The sequence below is a fragment of the Brevibacterium sp. Mu109 genome, from assembly GCF_900169375.1.
Classification (GTDB): domain Bacteria; phylum Actinomycetota; class Actinomycetes; order Actinomycetales; family Brevibacteriaceae; genus Brevibacterium; species Brevibacterium yomogidense_A.
On the sequence record NZ_FXZF01000014.1, the window covers coordinates 1 to 19,101 of the forward strand.

Consider the following 19,101-nt stretch of genomic DNA (forward strand, 5'->3'; position numbering starts at 1 on the left):
GCCGACTCACGTCCGTCGAGACCACCGGAGGCGAGGTGAGCACCGACCCCGACCACGCCCTCGAACTCAGCGCCTGAGACCCCTCAGCGAAGGATCCAACCGTTACACCACTACACGGGACTTGACCCGCGGCGCAGGATCCGGACGAGAGCGAAGCGGGCGAGCCGGTGCATCTGCACCGCGCGCAGACGACCGGACGCAGTCGAGGTCTGAGCCCATTCCCCCAGGCAATCAGCTGGAAGCGGAAGGTCTGCGTCGATATCGACGTCCGACCACTGCGACGACTGTGCCGAGCGCTCTGCTTCGTCAGCAGCGATCTCTGCGAAGAGCTGCGCGTTGGACGGCACATCAGCGGTGGCGAGCGCGACGCGCACATCGACGGCGCTCGCGTAGAACAGTTCCCCTGCTCTCCCCCGCAGTACCCGTTCCATCGCTGCCCTTCCCCGGACGCCCACCGGCTGCCCGTCACCCTCATCGCATCCACGTCTATGTGATGCTCCACACCCTACGAGGAGGTACGGACACAACTCCTCACCGAGCTTCGTCACCCGTGTCACCAGGAGCGCTGCGGTCCTCGCGGATGATTCCACCCGCCCGCCCACGGCGCGGCACAGGCCAGACGCTCAGAGTGAGGAGTGCGCTGGCGACCAGCGTGGAGGGAATGATGTCACCGAGGCAGAAGAGGACGATCACGACGCCGGCGACGGCCGCCAGCACGTACAGGACCGCCTGGTTCGCACTCGTACCCTGGTTGGCACTCGCACCTCGGTTCGTTCTCACACCCTGGTCCGCACTCGCACCCTGGTCCGCGCTCACACCCCGAGGCGAATGCTTCCCGCGAGATGACCAGCCCCATGAAGGAAGCGTCCACCGGGCGGCGACCGACGTAAGCGCCCGCCGGACCACGTTCTGCCACGCCCGGGTCATCGCCTGACGCATCGCGTAGGCACCGCCCCATACGAGGGCGAGCGCGACGAGCCAGGGGATGCGGGTCAGCCACCACGCCTCGGAGTGCGGCGCCGGCAGAGGCAGACCCACCGCCCAGATCGCAGCAGCGACCGCCAGGACGACGGGCATGTGCCACAGGTAGAGGGTCATCGACCCGGCGCTCACGGCTGATCCTGCACGGGCGATGGCTCGAACGCGCATCGCACCACGATCGGAGACGGCACCGCTGTGCTCGCTGCCGTCCGTCGCGTGCCACCACCGGTCCATCCGCGGCTTGACCGCACTCAGCGCGAAGAACTGCGCCAGGCCCAGCAGACCCAGCGCGGCAGTGGGCGGGTTGAGATTCACCAGCATGTCCGCCGAGTACGGTCCTCTCGTCACCACGACTACGAGCAGCCCCAGCACGACGACGCTCAGCAGCATCCCCCGTGGGATCCCACCAGAACGCCGCGCACCCGTACCCGCACCCAGTCCCACCCGAAGGCGGCGGCTCGCCCACACCTCCACCCGCCCATCGCTCAGCAGGAACCCCAGCTGCTGCATGAACAGCCAGACGAAGGCGAGGTTGGCATACCCGACGGCAGGAAGCTCCGCGGCGAGCCGCACGGCGTCCACGACCGCGATCCCACTCCCCAGGCCGATCAGCATCACGGTGGGTCGCACCTCATGCATCCGCATCATGATCGGCACCATCGCCGTCACACCGATGTAGACCGCGAGGAACCAGAGCGGCTGGGCCACACGCAGCCTCGCCTCTTCCAGAAGCGCTGGATCCGCCCCGAGTCCCCCCGCCAGTGCCAGAGCCGACCCCACCACCAGGATCATCGTCGCCGCGGGGAGATCAAGGCGCCGCACACGACTCCGGACGAACTCTGCCGCCGTACCGCCCCGGCTCTTCACACCTCGCCAGTGCTGGGCGGAGGCGAAGCCGCCCACGATGAAGAACAGCGGCATGATCTGGATCAACCAGCTGACAGGAGCGAACCACTCCGTGCCCGCCAGCGCGACCCGCGTGCTGAGGCCCCCGTCGGGCGACCTCTCCACTCCGACCATGAGGGCGTGCAGCATCACCACGATGAGCACGCACGCCGCCCGCACGACGTCCACGGTCTGCGACCGGACGATGCTCGGGGCCGGTCCGGGGCCTCGGTCGGGGCCGTGTTGGGCGCCTCGGCTCGTGCTCCCGTCAAGGGACACATGCAGATCGGGCGGCGTCGGTCCTCTCGATGCCAGAGGGGTAGCCTGCGGCGCAGGAATCAGGGCTGTCATGGTGTCTCCTCGTGTCGAACACGAGGACCGTAGGTCGCCGCCTGCACCTGCCGCGTCACCCTGTGGAGCGGTTCCCCACCCCTACGTCAGACCCATCCTCACCCTCCAGACCCATCCTCACCCGTCAGGCTCCCGAGCTCACCCAGCCCGCATCACCCAGCCGGACTCACCAGACCCGATTCGTACGCCACGACGACGATCTGGGTCCTGTCGCGCAGCCCCAGCTTGCCGAGGATCCGCGACACATGGGTCTTCACCGTCTGCTCTGCGAGGAACAGAACACCTGCGATCTCCGCATTGGATTGCCCGGTCGCGACCAGCTTCATGACCTCGATCTCCCGCTCCGTCAGCGGCGACAGCACCTCCGTTCGACGAGGAGCACGGGGCCTGGACGCGTAGTCCGCGATGAGCCTGCTCGTCACGGATGGCGCGAGCAGAGCCTCTCCCGCCGCCACGATCCGCACGGCGGAGACGAGGTCCTCAGCCGTCGCATCCTTCAGGAGGAAGCCGCTGGCACCGGCGCGCAGCGCGGAGAAGACGTACTCGTCCGCGTCGAAGGTCGTGAGGATGATGATCCGCGGGTGCCCCAGCCCGGGCATCGCCTTCACGGCCCTCGTCGCGTCGAGCCCGTTCATCCGCGGCATCCGGATATCCATGAGGATCACATCCGGATGGGTCCGCCGGACCAGGTCGACGGCATCACTGCCGTCACCGACGCTGCCGACCACGGTCATATCCGTCTGCGCATCGAGCAGTGCGCCGAATCCCTGCCGCACCATCGCCTGATCATCCACGATGGCGACACGGATCGGCCGGTCGTCCTCCCCACCGTCAGTCGGCGGGTTCTGTTCTCTTAATGACGGGGCCACACCTCGAGCGTAGTCCAGCCGGGCCCTCACGCTGCCGGTCGTCGCATACCCCTCAGGTAGCCCCGTGATTCACCCTCCGGAGTGACGCGAAGTCCTCCACCGCACCGCCACGCTCACTGTCATGTTCACCTTCGCCATCGGCATCGCCGTCATCGCTGCCCTCTGCCTGGCCCTCGGCACCCACCTCCAGCACCGGGCCGTGTCGGGTGCCGCCGACACTCATGCCGCCGTCACTCACACACCTACGGCCGGAACGACCCCACCCCCGCCGAGGCGCCTGGTCGGTCTCCTCCGCAGTCCCCTCTGGCTCGTGGGACTCGGGCTGCTGGCTCTGGAGACCGGGCTCAATATGGTCGCCCTGGGACTGGCGCCGGTAGCCCTCGTGCAGCCGATCGGAACCCTGTCGCTGGTCGCCGCGGTGGTCCTCGGGAGCCGGACCTCGCGGTCGCCCCGGCCTCCGGCCCGGAGTGTCCTCGGGGGCATCGGCCTCACCCTGCTCTCGACCGGCCTGTTCGTCGGGGTCTCGGCTCAGTGGTCCACCGCGCCCGAGGCCGCTGCCCCCGACCTCCTCACCCTCACCTTCCTGCTCCTGGGCATCGCCGGACTGGGCACAGCCGTCGCGCTGAGCGCGGTCGGGCATGCGGCCCGCATCGTGACGGCCGGTGTCCTCTTCGGCCTCGTCGCGACCGGTGCCCACGCGCTCCTCCACGCGCTCGCGGGGTCCGGGGCAGGTTCGTGGGTCGCACCCGCGCACGTCGTCCTGCTGATCGGGCTCATCGCCGGGTCGATCGTCGGGATGTGGATCGTCCAGACCGCGTACGCGAGCGGGCCGCCGGAGACGGTGCTGGCCGGTCTCACGGTCATCGATCCGCTGACCGCCGTCGTCGTCGGTGCCGCGGTGCTGGGCGAGTACTCGACGATGCCGCTCCTCGTCGTGCTCGTCCTCCTCCTCACCGGGGCGAGCGCCGTCGCGGGAGTGCTCCTGCTCGTCCGTGTGCACCCGGACGTCGTGCGGACGGGATCACCCGTGGAGCATCAGTCACCCACCCCTGCACGTCAGACATCGCCACCACGTCAGACACCACCGGCGCGTCAGCCCGCCCCCGCACTCCATGGTGCCCAGCCCACAGATACGAGAGAGTGATCACGATGACCCACGAGACCCCCGCCCCGCAGTCCGACCCGGACGCTCGCACGCGCCGCCCGGGCTCCTTCGGCTTCTCCCTGCGGCAGCTCGGACGTGACTACGCCTATGTCCTGCCGGGCTTCTTCCTCTCGCTGGCCGGCTTCATCGTCCTGGTGCCGCTCTTCGCCCTGTCCATCGCCACGTTCGTCGTGTGGGTGGGCGCGCTCCTCCTCCCGCTCACCCTCACCATCGCGCGCGGCTTCGCTCAGCTGTCTCGCAGAAGGGTCCGGCACTGGGGCACGGCCCCCGTTCTCGCCCACTATCGGCCCGCCTCATCGGGCCTCGCCGGATGGGTGACGTCGGTCGCTGACCCGCGTCCGTGGCTCGACCTCGTGTTCGAGACGGTCATCGCCCTCCCGCTGAGACTCCTCACCTTCGTCGTTGCAGTGTCGTGGTCGGCGGCTGCCGTGTCCGGGGTGACGCACGTCCTCTGGGGCGCTTTCCTCCCCGATGACGGGTCGGGCGCACTCACGATCGTCCTCGACGCGCTCTTCAACGGTGCACTCCCATCGTCGGTCACGGACAGCTTCGCTCTGGAGGCGCTGGCGCACTTCGTGCTCGGTGTCCTCTTCCTCCTCTCGCTCCCCGCTGTCATCCACGCTCTGGCTCGACTCGACGCTGCCATCACAGTGGGTGCACTCGGCTCGAACGACGGAGGCCCCAGCCCTGCACTCGGCACTGCCGTGACTCGCCCCGGACATGCTGCGACTCACTCCGGCCTTGTCTCGTCCCAGCACAGCCCTGCCTCGTCCAACCCCAGTCCAGAGGCATGGGCCTGGCTCTCCGCAGGGTTCGCCGCGATCGTGATGCTCGCAGTGTCGTGGCCGGTGACGGTCGTCGTCTATGGGGTCCCCGTGGTCCTCGCGATGGTCATCACGCTCCTCCAGAGCGCCGCCCTCGTCCTCGCAGTCCGCTGGCCCATCGCGGGAATCGCCGGTGGCGCGGCAGCGGTCTTCGCCATGGCCTGGGCCACCGGGACCGTGCTGGGCCTGCCCTGGCCCTGGCCGGTCACGACTCTCATCACCATCGGCCTGCTCGTCCTCGTCCTCGCTCTGCGACACCCGTGGCCATATGCAGTCGCCGGGTGGATCTCAGGAGCCGTGGCATCCGTCCTGGCAGTGCTCCTCCTGCGATCCGACGGGTTCCCCGGCGCGATCGACAGCGTCCTCATCGCGGCTCCGATCTGCGCGGGGCTCGTGGCACTCGGCATCAGCATCCGCCAGCTGACTCGCAGCCGGGAAAGCCTCCGTCGCGCGGAGGAGGCGAGCGCACAGCAGAGCGCACAGAGACGGGAGCTGGCGGAGCGGAACAGGATCGCCCAGGAGCTGCACGACGTCGTCGCCCACAGCATGTCCGTCATCAGCGTGCAGGCCACCACAGCGGAGTACCGCATGCCCCACATCGACGACGACTCCGCACAGGAGTTCGCCTCGATCGCGGACTCGTCCCGACGGGCACTCAACGAGATGCGGGGGCTGCTCACGATCCTGCGCGGGTCCGGCGACGCTCCACTGGTCCCCCAGCCGACACTCCTGGATATTCCCGATCTCCTCGACGCCACCCGGCAGTCGGGCACGACGATCACCGTCGACTCCTCGCCGGAGGACGTCCTCGGGGCCGCGGCCTCCCGCATCTCGACGTCCACGGGACTGACCTCCTACAGGATCCTGCAGGAGGCGCTGAGCAACGCTGTGCGCCACGCACCGGGCGCAGACATCGCCGTGGTCCTCGGGCTCAGCGACTCCCACCTCATCCTCGAGGTGGATAACGGCCCCGCGACGACAGCGGCCTCGGCCAGCGACAGCCCCGACCTCACACCCAGCACCAGCCCCGACCCCACACCCAGCGCAAGCCCCGACCCCACCTCGCCCCCCGGCGGCGGCCTCGGCCTCGCCGGCATCCGCGAACGCGCGACCGCCCTGGGAGGAACGGTCGAGGCGGGACCGCGCCCGGACGGGGGCTTCGCCGTGCACGCGCGCCTGCCCACGCTGTAGCGTCGCCCACATGGATCTCGCACAGCTCCTCACGTCCCTGGACGGTCGCGGATACGGCGACTACAAGAGAATCAGGGGCACGCACACCCTGCCGCTCCCCGGGAACTCCGGAGACACAGCACTCGAGGTCGACCGGGTGCAGGTCGATCCCTTCGCACCGCCGTCCCTCATGCGCGTGCGCGTCGACAGAGCGCAGACGGGCATCCCCGCCGACCTGCTCGCCGACCGTGCCGGCCGCATCGCCGCAGGCGACTTCCTCACGCGCTCCTTCTCCCGGGCCGTCTCCTCGCTGCTGGGCAGCGGCTCGACGAGCTCCCGCCGTGCGGACCGGGACACGCCTCCGCCGATCGTGATCGGCTCTCCCGGTCAGCAGGTGCTCGAGCGCACCTCCGTCGTCTTCACCGACGCCGAGGTCGAGGCGCGGATCACTGTCGCCCTCCCCGCCGCCGGGCGCAGGATCAAGGGCCGCAGGGCGGCGAGCCTGCTGTGCGAGGAGCTGCCGCAGATCGTCGCCGACGCACTCATCGCGCCGCTGGACCTCGACGCGCTCCGGGCGCACGTCACCCTCTACCGCGACCAGCTGGACCTCCGGGAGCAGCTGACGGCGCGCGGGCTCGTGTCCTTCGTCGCCGACGGTGCACTGCTCCCCCGCCGCTCCGGGGACTCCGATCTGCCGCTCACCGACGGAGGAGTCCCCTTCCGGTCCCCGGACGTCCTCCGGACCTCGTTCGATCTGCCCAGCGGCCGCAGCGTGGAGGGCATGGGCGTGCCGGAGGGGATCACCGTCATCATCGGCGGCGGCTACCACGGGAAGTCCACACTCCTGCGCGCCATCGAACGGGGCGTGTACCCGCACGTGGCCGGGGACGGCCGGGAGTGGGTGTTGACCAGGCCGGACGCCGTGTCGATCCGCGCGGAGGACGGCCGCTCCACCGCCTCGGTCGACATCTCCCCCTTCATCAACGACCTGCCGTCAGGAGCGGACACCCGCACGTTCACCACCACGAACGCGAGCGGCTCCACGTCCCAGGCGGCGAACCTCATCGAAGCGGTGGAGGCGGGAGCATCGGCACTGCTCATCGACGAGGACACGTCCGCGACGAACTTCATGATCCGCGATGAGCGCATGCGACGGCTCATCCCCGCCCACCGTGAGCCGATCACCCCGTTCGTCGATCGCGTCCGCGCGCTCCACGACGAGCGCGGGGTGTCGACGGTGCTGGTCGCCGGAGGTTCGGGCGCGTTCTTCGACGTCGCGGACCACGTGATCGCGCTCGACGCCTACGTCCCCGATGACGTGACCGAACAGGCCCGTGCGATCGCCCGCGAGGAGGCGCCCGCGGGCAGCGACGGCCGGCCTCACTCACAGGCCCAGCCACACCTGCAGGCCCAGCCACACCCTTCTGCCCAGCCTCACCCGCAGCCGCACTTCGCCGCCGCGCCCCGCGTGCCGGAGGCCGGCAGCCTCCGTCCCGCCGACAAGAGGAAGTTCGCCCGCGCCCGAGGCCGCGCCGCGATCCAGTACGGTCGCGACGACATCGACCTGACAGCAGTCCTCCAGCTGGTCGACACCGCGCAGACGCAGGCGATCGCGCACGCGCTCGAGCGCCTGGCCGACTCGCTCGATGCGCACGCGACGCTCACGGATGCGGTCGCAGCGATCGACCGCATGATCGCCGAGGGCGGGCTCGACGCCCTCTCGCCGCACACCGGTCATCCCGGCCACCTCGCCAGGCCGCGCCCCCAGGAGATCGCCGCCGCGGTCAACCGCTATCGCGGACTGCGCATCCGTGGCTGACTCGCGCCCCTTCCGGTGACCCGCAGCGCGCCTCTCCACCTGCGCCCCGGAGCACTCGCCCTGGTCTTCCTGGGCGGTTCCGCGGGAACGAGTGCGCGCGTGCTCCTCACGGATGTGACGCCGCTCGTCGCCGGAGTCCCCGCCGTGACCGTCGGGATCAATGTCGTGGGCGCCTTCCTCCTGGGCCTGCTCCTCGAGGCACTCATCCGCCGGGGCCCCGACACCGGCACGCCTGGCCGTCTCCGCCTGCTGCTGGGCACCGGCTTCCTGGGCGGTTTCACCACCTACAGCGCGCTGTCGCTGGACACCGCGGTCCTCCTCACGGACGGGCGACCGGGCCCCGCAGCCCTCTACGGCCTCGGCAGCGTCGTCCTCGGACTCCTCGCGGCCGCCGGAGGCGTGGCGTGCGGGACGAAGAGCCGGCTGCCTGCTGCCGGCACAGACCCCGCCCCCGAGGCCGGAGGCACCACTCCGTGACAGCCTCCCTCCTGCTCCTCACGTCGCTGGCCGGCGGTCTGGGCGCTGTGTGCCGGCTCGTCCTCGACGGCATGATCCGCTCCGGTCTGACGCCTCACAGCGGATCACCGGCCGAGCAGACCCGCACGCTCCCATGGCCCACGATCACGATCAACCTGTCGGGCTCGCTGGTGCTCGGAGTGGTCGTGGGCCTCACGCTCTCCTCAACGCTCCCCTCCGGCTGGGACGTCGTCGTCGGGTCCGGTTTCCTGGGCGGCTTCACGACGTTCTCGACCGCGTGCGTCGAAGCGGTGCGCCTGGCGCAGGCCGGGCGGTGGGCGGCGGCCGCAGCGACCGCGTTCGGAGTCCTCCTCGCAGGCACTGCGGCCGCTGGGCTGGGGATGTGGGCGGGCGCACTCGTCGTCTGAGGCGCGGCGCCCGCCGTTCGTCAGGCCCGCCTCACACAAGCCCTCGCCCTCACCGTGCGTGGTGCGATTCCTGCAGCCCGTACACCGGAGTCTCGATGCCCTCCAACCGTGCCTTGAGCTGCAGTGCGAGGTACCGCGAGTAGTGGCGCGACTGGTGGAGGTTCCCACCGTGGATCCACAGCTGCTCGACGTTCGTGGGCTTCCACATGTTCCGCAGCTCGCCCTCCCACGGTCCCGGATCCCGGGTGGTGTCGGAGCCGAAGCCCCAGACCTTGCCCACGCGATCGGCGACCTCAGGTGACACGAGGTCCGCCAGCCACGCGTTCATCGAGCCGTAGCCGGTCGCATAGACGATGAGATCCGCGGGCAGACGAGTGCCGTCCTCGAGCACGACGGCGTCGGACTCGATCCGCGCCACCTGACCGCGGGCGAGCGCGACCCGCCCATCGATCAGCAGCTGCGAGGCACCCACATCGATGTAGTAGCCCGACCCCCTGCGCAAGTACTTGAGGAAGAGACCCGAACCGTCCTCTCCGAAGTCCAGCTCGAACCCTGCTGCCTCGAGCGCGGCGTAGAAGTCCTTGTCCCGCTCCGCCATCGCATCATAGATGGGGACTTGGACATCCGGCAGGACCCGGTAGGGCCACGAGGCGAAGAGCATGTCCGCCTTCTCCGTCGTCACACCGTTCTCGAGTGCCCGTTCGGAGTAGAGGTCCCCCAGCCCCAGATCCATGAGCGATGCGCTGCGCGAGATGTGCGTCGACGACCGCTGCACCATCGTCACCTGCGCGTCCTTCTCCCACAGCGCGGCCGCGATGTCGTGGGCGGAGTTGTTGGAGCCGATCACGACAGCGCGCTTGCCGGCGAAGTCCCCCTCGCCGGAGAACTCCGACGAGTGCCACTGCTCGCCTGCGAATGCGTCCGCGCCCTCGAACTCCGGAGTGTGCGGGTAGCCGGAGACGCCCAGTGCGAAGACGACGTGGGTGGGCCGCAGCTCGATGTCCTCTCCCCGTCGGTTGACGCGCACGCGCCACGTGCCGTCCGCGTCGTCGAACTCCGCGCCCAGGCATTCCGTGCCGGACCAGTAGTCGAGTCCCATGATCCCGGTGTAGTGCTCGAGCCACTCGCCGATCTGGTCCTTCGCGGCGAACACCGGCCAGTCGTCGGGGAACGGCAGGTACGGCATGTGGTCGTACCAGACGGGGTCGTGGAGGTGGAGCGACTTGTACCGCTTGCGCCACGAGTCGCCGGGGCGGTCATTCTTCTCCACCACGATCGTCGGCACGCCCTGGCGCTTGAGCCGCGCCGCCAGCCCGATTCCGCCCTGACCGCCGCCCACGATCACGACATAGGGCTGCTCCTGGATGCCGAAGCGAGCCTGATGCTCCTCACGCGCCTCTCGCCACGTCCGGCGTCCCTTCGTGATGACGTGGTCGACTCCGGCTTCGCGCCGGGGGCCCTTCCTCTCCTCGAACCCCTTGAGCTCCTGCATCGTCGTCAGCAGCGTCCAGGCGCGTCCGTCACGCAGTCGCAGATGGCCCCAGCCGCGCGAGACCCGCGTCTCGAAGGTGATCCAGGCTTCGACCACTCCGTCAGCCTCGGTCGCGGGTTCCGACAGCGCCCACCCGGATGGTCCGGTGTGCTCGACGGTCGCCGCCACCATGTCGCGGATCTGCGCGCGCCCCTCGAGGGTGCGCAGATTCCAGGTGAAGGACACGAAGTCGCGCCAGTACCCGTCCTCCTCGAAGAGCTCTGCAGCGGCAGCCGCATCATGAGCGGTGAGCGCTGCGTCGAACGCCGCGAGCCATTCCTGGACGGCCGTCGACGGGCTGCCGCCGGCGCCTGTCTGGGTGTCCGTCTGAGTATCTGACTGGGTGTCTGCCTGGGTATCGGTCTGAGTATCCGTCTGGGTGCCGGCCTGAATTTCTGACTGCGTGTCCGTCTGGGTGTCGATCCGTGTATCGGTCATGTCCACTCCTTCGTGCCATGTCCTGCTGCTGGTTCCTGTGCGCAGTCTCCTGCGTCCTGTACCGTCGGTACTCTCCGACCATGACATGCGTCACAGTCGGAGCGTGCTCCACAGTCTCGCCGCAAGGGGGTGTCAACGACGTTGCATCCGTCTCTCAGGTTCACCGACCCCACCGTGTTCGCGCGCCGCACCGTCGCGGCCCACGACGCGGTCTTCGGCGACTCGATCCCAACCTCCTCCGCTGATCCCCAGATGTTCGCCGCCTGGCGGCGCAGCGGCGACGCGGGGATCCGACCGGACCAGGAGATGCCCAACCGGATCCTCACGGACTCCGACCTGCGGCTGGCACGCGACCGGACTCCCTTGAGCCGCATCGCAGGGGAGGTCGTGCAGGCGGTGGCAGACACCTCGGCGGCGGGACGGCACCTCGTCGTCCTCTCCGATGCGGACGGCATCGTGCTGTGGCGGTCGGGCAGCCCGCAGGCCATGCGCGGCGCCGACCGGATCGCGTTCGCGGAGGGCGCGGACTGGTCGGAGGCGGGGATCGGCACGAACGGCATCAGCCGCGCGCTGGAGACCGGCGGCATGACGCACGTGACGGCCGGGGAGCACTTCGTCCGCGCCCATCACACGTGGACGTGCTCGGCCGCTCCGATCCGGGACTCCGGCGGGACGGTCGTCGGGGTGCTCGACGTGTCCCTCCCCGTGCGATTCGCGACCGCGGAGAGCGCAGCACTCGTCCGATGCGGAGTCAGGCTGGCCGAAGCGCTCCTGCCGGCAGCGGCGCAGCCGCCGCGACGTCCGACCACGACGATCCGCCTCCTGGGCCACCGGCCGGAGGTCGTTGGCGCCGACGGGTCGCGCACCCAGCTGTCGCAGCGGCGCGCAGAGCTGCTGGCACTGCTCGCCTCCCGCGAGGCGTGGACCGCACGCGCGCTCGCCGAGGCCCTGTACGACGACCCCGCAGCCACAGCGACCGTCCGGGGCGAGATCCGTCGCCTCCGTCGCACGACGGGCCTCACGATCTCGACGCAGCCGTACGCGCTCGCCGACCACGAGCGCGCCGGTGTCGACTTCCTCACAGCATCCGACGCACTCGACCTGCTGACGGACTCCGATGTGCCGGCCATCGTGGATCTTCGCTACACCGTCTGAGCAGGCGTCGCACCAGCGCATTCACAGAGAGCAGCAAGCGTCACGATGCGGATCCGCGGGCTCGGAGCTCTGTCAGAGAATCCTCCGCCCCGTGCATGAATCCCTCGTCACCGGCGAAAGGTGTGGACCTGCTGTATGGCTGAAGTCGACGATCAGGCGAAGCGTCCCGTGGTCGAACGCGAGAAGTTCGGCGGCACGGAGCGGAAGTCTCACCGCAGCGCGACCGAGGCCGAGGGTCGTCCTCCGGTCTCCAGCGAGGAGCTGCAGCGCGGACGCACTGAGCTCACGCAGCACCCCGGTGCGCGCGTGAACTGGAGGGTCTTCCTCTCAGCCTCACTGATCATCGTCGCCTTCTCCGTGTGGGCGATCCTCCAGCCGGACACCGCCCAGTCGACGATGAAGTCCGCCGTCGACTGGATCGCTGCGAACCTGGGCTGGTTCTACGTCGTCACCGTCACGATCGTCATCGCCTTCGTCCTGTGGGTCGCCCTGTCCAAGGAGGGCACAGTCCGCCTGGGCCCCGATCACTCACGGCCCCAGTACAACCTCTTCACGTGGGTGGCGATGCTCTTCGCCGCGGGTGTCGGCATCGACATGCTGTTCTACTCCGTCACCGGCCCCATTACCCAGTTCCTCCTGCCGGTCAACGCGGAGCCGGAATCCGCCGCCGCGACACAGGACGCGGTCGTCTGGACGATGTTCCACTACGGCATCGCCGGCTGGTCGATGTACTCGCTGCTCGGCATGGCGATGGGCTACTTCGCGTACCGGTGGGGCATGCCGCTGTCGATCCGCGCCGCTCTCTATCCGCTGCTGGGCAAGCGCGTCCGCGGTGCGACCGGTGACGTCATCGACATCTTCGCGCTGGTCGGCACCGTGTTCGGCGTCGCGACGTCCATGGGCATCGGCGTCGTGCTGCTCAACGTGGGCTTCTCGTGGCTGTTCGGACTCCCCCAGGGCCTCGCGCTGCAGATCGCGCTCGTGGCGGTCGCCGTCGTCATGACCATCGCCGCGTGCACCTCCGGCGTGGACAAGGGCATCCGGCTCATCTCCGAGCTCAACCTCTGGATCTGCGCCGCGATGATGGTCTACATCCTCGTGACCGGACAGACCGCCTTCCTCCTCAACGCACTGGTCGAGAACATCGGCCGCTTCATCTTCAGCCTTCCGGAGCGCACCCTCCAGACGTTCGCCTACCAGGAGGGCGGCGCTGAGTGGATGGGCGGCTGGACCCTGTTCTTCTGGGCGTTCTGGCTGGCCTGGGGCCCCTTCGTCGGGCTCTTCCTCGCCCGCATCTCCCGCGGCCGCACCCTGCGCGAGTTCGTCATCGCTGCGATCACGGCCCCCGTGCTCTGCGACTTCTTCATCGTGTCGATCTTCGGCAACTCCGCGCTGGCCCGCGTGTTCTCCGGTGATCGAGACTTCGCACAGCTTGCGATCGACTCCCCGGAGCAGGGCTGGTACGCCCTGCTCGAACAGTTCCCCGGCGCGGCGTTCCTCATCGGCCTCGCCACGCTGTCCGGCCTGCTCTTCTACCTCACGAGTGCGAACTCCGGCGCGATGGTCATGTCGAACTTCTCCTCGACCATCCCGGACCCCTCGCAGGACGGGGCGAAGTGGCTGCGCATCTTCTGGGCGCTGCTCACCGCACTGCTGACGATCTCGATGCTGGTCGCCGGCGGCGTGACGACGATGGAATACGCGACGCTCATCTTCGCGCTGCCGGTCACGGTCATCGCGTATCTCGTCATGGCGTCCTTCTCGAAGGTCCTCAGGATGGAGCGCGCAGAGCGGGAGGGCAGGTCCCGTCGCCATCGCGGATCCGCGGCCCACGGCGGCAGGGCGCCGGAGAAGACCTGGCGCCAGCGACTGGCCGGCATGCGCTCCTATCCCTCCGAGCGGTCGGCCGAACGGTTCCTCGAGGAGATCGTGCGTCCGGCACTCGACGCCGTCGCCACGGAGTTCCGCACACAGGGCAGCCAGATCGATCTGTCCCGCTCCACCAACGAGGAGACCGGCCTCACCGACACGCTGCTGCGCGTCGACATGGGCGAGCACCGGAGCTTCCTCTACCAGGTCACGGCCGTCGCCTATCGCATCCCCGAATTCGGAGCGCGGAACGCGGCACGCGGCGACGACGTGTACTTCCAGATCGAGGTCTTCACCCACACCGGGTCCGAGGGCTACGACCTCATGGGACTGACCGCCCAGCAGATCATCGACGACGTGCTCGACCGCTACGAGACGCACCTGTCGTTCCTCGAGTACTCGCACGAGCACTCCTACCAGTCCGTCCTCACACCGCCCACGCCACCCAGCTCCGGGCCGATCCCGGCCGTGCCGGATTCCGCGCACGAGGTCGAGGCCGTCCGTCCGTCGACCCGCACCGCCCGTGACGACGGAGAACGGACGTCGGAGGACCGCTGAGGCTGGTCGTCGGCTTTTGCTGGCGGCTGCAGGCTGGCGGCTGAGCGGCTCAGCTCTGGGCTCGCAGGCCAGCCCGGACGGCTTCGGCACCCCCGGAGAGGAAGGTCTCCACGAGTGCGAGCGCTTCTGCCCTGTCAGTCAGCGCTCCGCGAAGCGACGGGGCAGGCGCGTTCGCCTCCACGTTCTCGAGTGACGCCGAGGCCTGACCGAACTCGAGCGCCCACCCGTCGCTGTCGGTCACGGCGACGACTGTGTGCTCCGCATCATCCGCGTACGCCTCGTCGAACAGGGCGCCGTAGAGCACGGCGAACGCCTGGACGATCCCTGTCGCGTCCGAGGCCGCGGCGCCATCCGACTCGGATCCCCACCGATCAGTCAGCCAGACAGTCCGGACCCGAGACTGGTCGGCGCCGTCGTGCTCGTCATCGGAGCACCCCCGCAGCCACGTCTGCGCGTCATCGGCACCACCGTCTGCGGGCGCCGCCCAGACCACGTGATCGACCGTGATCCTCGATCCTGCATGCCCGTCCCACTCCACGTCGAGCCCCTGGGCACGCAGCGCGGCGACCGCCTCCGCAGCGATCGCCGCATCTGCACTGCGAGTAGCCGGCACCGCGCCGAACCCGATGAGCAGCTCACCGTCCTGCACCGCGCGTGCGAGGTCCTGGTCGTGGCTGAAGACATACCCGCGGACCGTGGCCCCCGGGTCCTCTGCGATCAGCGCGCCCACCCGCTCGATCCCCTGGTCGTGACCGTACTGCACGTCTGCCGCGCCGAGGACCACGAGGATCCCCCGCTTCTCCAGCGCAGCGAACGCGGCCATGATCGGGCCCACGGACGAATCAGCGCCCTCCACCACCTCGTCGTGGAGTCGGATGAGATCGTCCACCAGCGACGTCCCCTGCTCCTCAGTGGAATCCGCCTCGTCCGTGGAACCCGCACGCTCCGCCGCCTCCGTGCTCAGAGTGGAGACGTCGTGCACGCCGATCGCCACATCGAGCATGAGGGTGCCCTCCAGCGATCCGTCCCCTGGCGGATGAGCAGTCGAGAAGGCGGGATGCATCCGGGTCGCCGGACCGCGCCCACCTTTCCTGCGCTTCGCCACGATCCCAGGTGTGCTCACCTCCCAGTCGTGCGCCAGCAGATCCGCGATCCGTCCGGCGAGGAACGCGTCGATCCACTCGCCCAGAACGTTCGGAGAGGGCCGCCGCCGCGTGTGCACACGCGGCGAGCGCACGTGCGTGAGCCGCACGACGCTCCGTTCGACCTCCAGCTGCCAGCCCTGTCCCGTCCACACCTCGACGCGACGGTGGGCAGGGCCTCGGCGGCCATCGATCGAGTGGACCGCGGCGAGCACGGATTCGGGGGTCACCTGCTCGTCGGCGAGCATCCCCGTTCCGGGGCCCCACACCCGACGCAGCGTGAGCTCCTCTCCCGCATCATGGGTGAGCGCCCAGTCCAGCGGCTCGAGCACGACACGAGAGTGCGCCGACCCATCCCACCGCACATCCAGGCCCCCATCCCTGAAGACATCAGCCGCCAACGCTGCCGCATCCGTGGAATCCTTGATCGGGTCGGCACCGCCGACGGCTACCGGGAGGGAGCCGGTGAGGACCGCCTGCTCGAAGGATCGCCGTTCCGCCCATGCCCGACCGACCGCTCCCGGCACGAGGTCGACGACCTGGTCGGCGCTCTCACGCGCCGTGGTGGATCGCCCCGCTGGCAGTCCCATCGCGAGGCCGTGGTCGTGCACGCTCTGGAACGCCGTCATCGCTCGGAAGAAGTCGGTCGAGAACGTGCCAACCGCCTCGTCGTGGAGCGTGAGCACATCGTCCAGGAGCAGCAGCGCCTCTTCAGGGGTGAGCACGCCATGACCGTCCGCGAGCAACAGCGCCTCCGCTTGGAGATCGTCGTACGACCGGGATATGCCGGATGCGACCATGAGCATCATCGACCCCGGCAGGGTGCGGCGATCAGGCGGGTACACAGTGCCGGAGGATGGGTGGCGGGCGCTCCCCGGCGCGCGAGAGGGCTGCTGAGAATGGCTGCGCTCCCACGGGTGGGCTCTCAGCTTCCGTATGTCTCCGGCGATGAGTGCATCGACCAGCTCGCCCGTCTCCCCGTCGCCACCCAGCGGCGCCGTATACGACCACGGAGATCGCAGGTGGCGGAACCGCAGCGTGTCCCCGTCCGCTTCGAGGAGCCATCCGAAGCCGTTCCAGACGCGGACGGGAGCCACAGCTGCGGACGCCGACGTGCCCGGCCGACCGGTCAGCAGACTGAGGAACGTCGCGGAGGAGACGCCGGACGTCTGGACCACCTCGAAGCGGGGTCCGCGCATGTGGACTGCTGCGAGCGCCCCGGCGTCATCGCGCGGGGACGCGTAGACGAACCCGTCGAGGACGACCGCGTCGTCGCCATCGGGTGTGGACAGCACCGCAGCCGCCAGACCGTGGGCACACAGCACAGCGAGCGCCGTGTCCACGACCGGTCCCGCCGTGCCCAGGACGAGGCGGCCGGTGAGCACCGCTTCCTCGACAGCCGTCTGCTCGAGGGTGAGCCACCCTCGCACATCCGGAACGACACAGCTGAGTGCTTCGCCTGCGGCATGTGCGCCCCTCCGGTCCATGTCCGAGGAGACCGCCAGGATCCCGTGCTCCCCCTGGAGCTCCCCGAACGCCTGGAGGAGGGCGACGGTGTCCTCACTCCGCTCGCCCACTGCTGCGTCATGAGCACGCACCAGGTCCTCGAGCAGCAGCAGCGCGTCGTCCGCGTCACCGACCTCACCCGCCTCACCCGCCTCACCGAGGTCACCGAGGTCACCGAGGTCACCGAGGTCACCGAGGTCACCGTCTGCACGTTCCGCCCTGCCGCCGCTCTCCACCCAGTCGACGACCTTCCACTGGAGACGGTCCATCTCCTCCATGCCCGCGGCGACCTGCAGCATGAGGCGGCCGGCGAAGGAGCTGCGGTCAGGAGGCTGAGCGGTGCTCGCGGTGGGATGCGGTGACGTCATGAGCCAATTCTGCACCGCTTCTGACGAGTCCCCGCGCGAATCCTGCGTATAGGCTGAAGACACCAGCCGCACCACCGAAGGGGCACTCTCGTGCAGTCCGTCATCATCATCGGCGCAGTCGTCGTGGTCCTCGCGGTCGTGGGCCTCATCGCGTTCATCATGTTCATCCGCGCGTATCGCGTCGCGGCCCCCAATGAGGCCCTCGTCATCACGGGGCGCGCCCCCGCGAAGAAGGGCGACATCGATCTCAAGGACGGTGCGCGGATCGTCGTGGGCGGACGCGCGATCGTCCGCCCGCTCTTCGACCGCGCGCACGTCCTGTCGCTGAGCTCACGCCAGATCCAGGTCGAGGTCGAGGGCTATTCGCTCAACGGCATCTTCCTCCGCCTCAAGGGCGTCGCCCAGATCAAGGTCGGCGAGGAGATGAGCGATATCCGCAAGGCCGCTCAGCGCTTCCTCGACCAGCAGGACAGCATCGAGTCGTACTGCCAGGAAATCCTCTCCGGTACGCTGCGCGCCGTCGTCGGTACGCTCTCCGTCGAGCAGGTGCTCCGAGACCGTGCGAGCTTCGCCTCGCAGGTGCAGGATGACGCCGCGGGTTCGATGAACAACCAGGGCCTCGTCATCGACACCTTCCAGATCATCTCCGTCGAGGACGACAGCGACTACCTGCGCGACCTCGGTCGTCCGGAAGCGGCACTCGTCGCCAAGAAGGCGCGCATCGCGGAGTCCGAATCGCTGCGCGAATCGACGGAGTCGGAGAACCGCGACCGGCAGGATATCGCGGAATCCCAGAAGGCCGTCGACCTGCGCAATGCTGAGATCCAGCGGGAGACGGCGGTCCAGCGCGCCGCGGCAGCAGCCGCGGAGGAGCTCGCGGGTCGTGAGCAGGAGCAGCGCATCCTGGACGAGCAGCAGAAGATCGCGGAGCAGAAGAACGACCTGCGCGAGCGCGAGCTCATCGGCGAGGTCCGCAAGCCTGCAGACGCGCAGAGGTACGAGACCGAGCGCCGCGCGGACGCAGAGCGCTACAAGCGTGAGCAGGCCGCACAGGCTGCGCTGGCGGAATCGGAGAACAAGGCGCGGGCCTTCGAGATCGATGCGCGCGCGCAGGCGCTGTCGATCTCCGAGCGCGGACGCGCGGAGGCAGAGGCGGTCAAGCTGCAGGGTGCGGCGGAAGCCAGCTCGATCTCTGAGAAGGGCCGCGCGGAGGCAGAGGCCGTCCTCGCATCGGCAGAGGCATACAAGCAGTTCAACGAAGCCGCAGTGCTCTCACAGATCCTGGAGGCGCTGCCGAAGATCGCGCACGAGCTGGCCGCGCCGTACAGCAACATCGAATCCCTCTCCGTCGTCTCGTCCGACGGCGAGGCGAAGCTCAGCAAGAACGTCTCCGTGGGCATGCGGGAGACGATCGAGATGCTCAAGTCCACCACGGGTCTGGACCTGGGCGAGTTCCTCCAGGGCGCTATGGAGGCCCGCAGCGGCGGGACTGTTCCGGATCGGGCGACGCCCGCGGCCGCGCCCACTCCACCGCCCGCGGCATCTCCCACCGCGACGCCGTCCGCCGAGGCTGCAGAGGACTGAGC

Annotated in this window: 13 protein-coding genes; 8 read left to right on the forward strand and 5 right to left on the reverse strand. The window is 69.3% G+C overall.

Going from position 1 to position 19,101, the window contains the following annotated elements:
* Positions 1-110: 110 nt before the first annotated feature.
* The 3 genes from BSP109_RS09755 to BSP109_RS09765 form a co-directional block, all read right to left on the reverse strand.
* Positions 111-431, reverse strand: coding sequence for a hypothetical protein (locus BSP109_RS09755; protein WP_101600318.1), 321 nt, complete (start codon positions 429-431; stop codon positions 111-113).
* Between the two features lie 100 nt (positions 432-531).
* Positions 532-2,055, reverse strand: coding sequence for an acyltransferase (locus tag BSP109_RS09760; RefSeq protein ID WP_180959686.1), 1,524 nt, complete (start codon positions 2,053-2,055; stop codon positions 532-534).
* A gap of 314 nt (positions 2,056-2,369) precedes the next feature.
* Positions 2,370-3,086: a response regulator transcription factor gene (locus BSP109_RS09765; RefSeq protein WP_257944641.1), complete on the reverse strand. Its 717-nt coding sequence runs from the start codon at positions 3,084-3,086 to the stop codon at positions 2,370-2,372.
* A gap of 121 nt (positions 3,087-3,207) precedes the next feature.
* On the opposite strand from BSP109_RS09765, the gene BSP109_RS09770 reads away from it, so the two are divergent.
* The 5 genes from BSP109_RS09770 to BSP109_RS09790 are packed head-to-tail and all read left to right on the forward strand — an operon-like array spanning position 3,208 to position 8,948.
* Complete coding sequence (locus BSP109_RS09770) at positions 3,208-4,230, forward strand: hypothetical protein (RefSeq protein ID WP_101600321.1); 1,023 nt, start codon at positions 3,208-3,210, stop codon at positions 4,228-4,230.
* 5 nt (positions 4,231-4,235) lie between these two features.
* Positions 4,236-6,266 (forward strand): sensor histidine kinase, encoded by a 2,031-nt coding sequence (locus BSP109_RS09775; RefSeq protein WP_146001118.1) that lies wholly within the window; start codon positions 4,236-4,238, stop codon positions 6,264-6,266.
* A 10-nt stretch (positions 6,267-6,276) separates the two neighbouring features.
* A complete protein-coding gene (locus BSP109_RS09780) occupies positions 6,277-8,064 on the forward strand; it encodes an ABC-ATPase domain-containing protein (RefSeq protein ID WP_101600324.1) in 1,788 nt (595 codons plus the stop codon).
* 15 nt (positions 8,065-8,079) lie between these two features.
* Positions 8,080-8,541, forward strand: coding sequence for a CrcB family protein (locus BSP109_RS09785; protein ID WP_101600326.1), 462 nt, complete (start codon positions 8,080-8,082; stop codon positions 8,539-8,541).
* A complete protein-coding gene (locus BSP109_RS09790; protein ID WP_101600328.1) occupies positions 8,538-8,948 on the forward strand; it encodes a CrcB family protein in 411 nt (136 codons plus the stop codon). Before BSP109_RS09785 ends, BSP109_RS09790 begins: the two co-directional genes overlap by 4 nt.
* Before the next feature lie 49 nt (positions 8,949-8,997).
* On the opposite strand, the gene BSP109_RS09795 is transcribed toward BSP109_RS09790, so the two are convergent.
* Positions 8,998-10,917 (reverse strand): NAD(P)/FAD-dependent oxidoreductase, encoded by a 1,920-nt coding sequence (locus BSP109_RS09795; RefSeq protein WP_101600330.1) that lies wholly within the window; start codon positions 10,915-10,917, stop codon positions 8,998-9,000.
* A 141-nt stretch (positions 10,918-11,058) separates the two neighbouring features.
* On the opposite strand from BSP109_RS09795, the gene BSP109_RS09800 reads away from it, so the two are divergent.
* Both BSP109_RS09800 and betT read left to right on the forward strand, forming a co-directional pair.
* Positions 11,059-12,072 (forward strand): helix-turn-helix domain-containing protein, encoded by a 1,014-nt coding sequence (locus tag BSP109_RS09800; protein ID WP_101600332.1) that lies wholly within the window; start codon positions 11,059-11,061, stop codon positions 12,070-12,072.
* A 135-nt stretch (positions 12,073-12,207) separates the two neighbouring features.
* Complete coding sequence (gene betT, locus BSP109_RS09805) at positions 12,208-14,499, forward strand: choline BCCT transporter BetT (protein WP_101600333.1); 2,292 nt, start codon at positions 12,208-12,210, stop codon at positions 14,497-14,499.
* 49 nt (positions 14,500-14,548) lie between these two features.
* Here the strand turns inward: betT and BSP109_RS09810 are convergent, their stop codons facing one another.
* Positions 14,549-17,515: a hypothetical protein gene (locus tag BSP109_RS09810; protein WP_146001119.1), complete on the reverse strand. Its 2,967-nt coding sequence runs from the start codon at positions 17,513-17,515 to the stop codon at positions 14,549-14,551.
* 90 nt (positions 17,516-17,605) lie between these two features.
* Here BSP109_RS09810 and BSP109_RS09815 point away from each other — a divergent pair, with 90 nt between their 5' ends.
* A complete protein-coding gene (locus BSP109_RS09815; protein ID WP_257944642.1) occupies positions 17,606-19,099 on the forward strand; it encodes a flotillin family protein in 1,494 nt (497 codons plus the stop codon).
* Positions 19,100-19,101 lie beyond the last annotated feature (2 nt).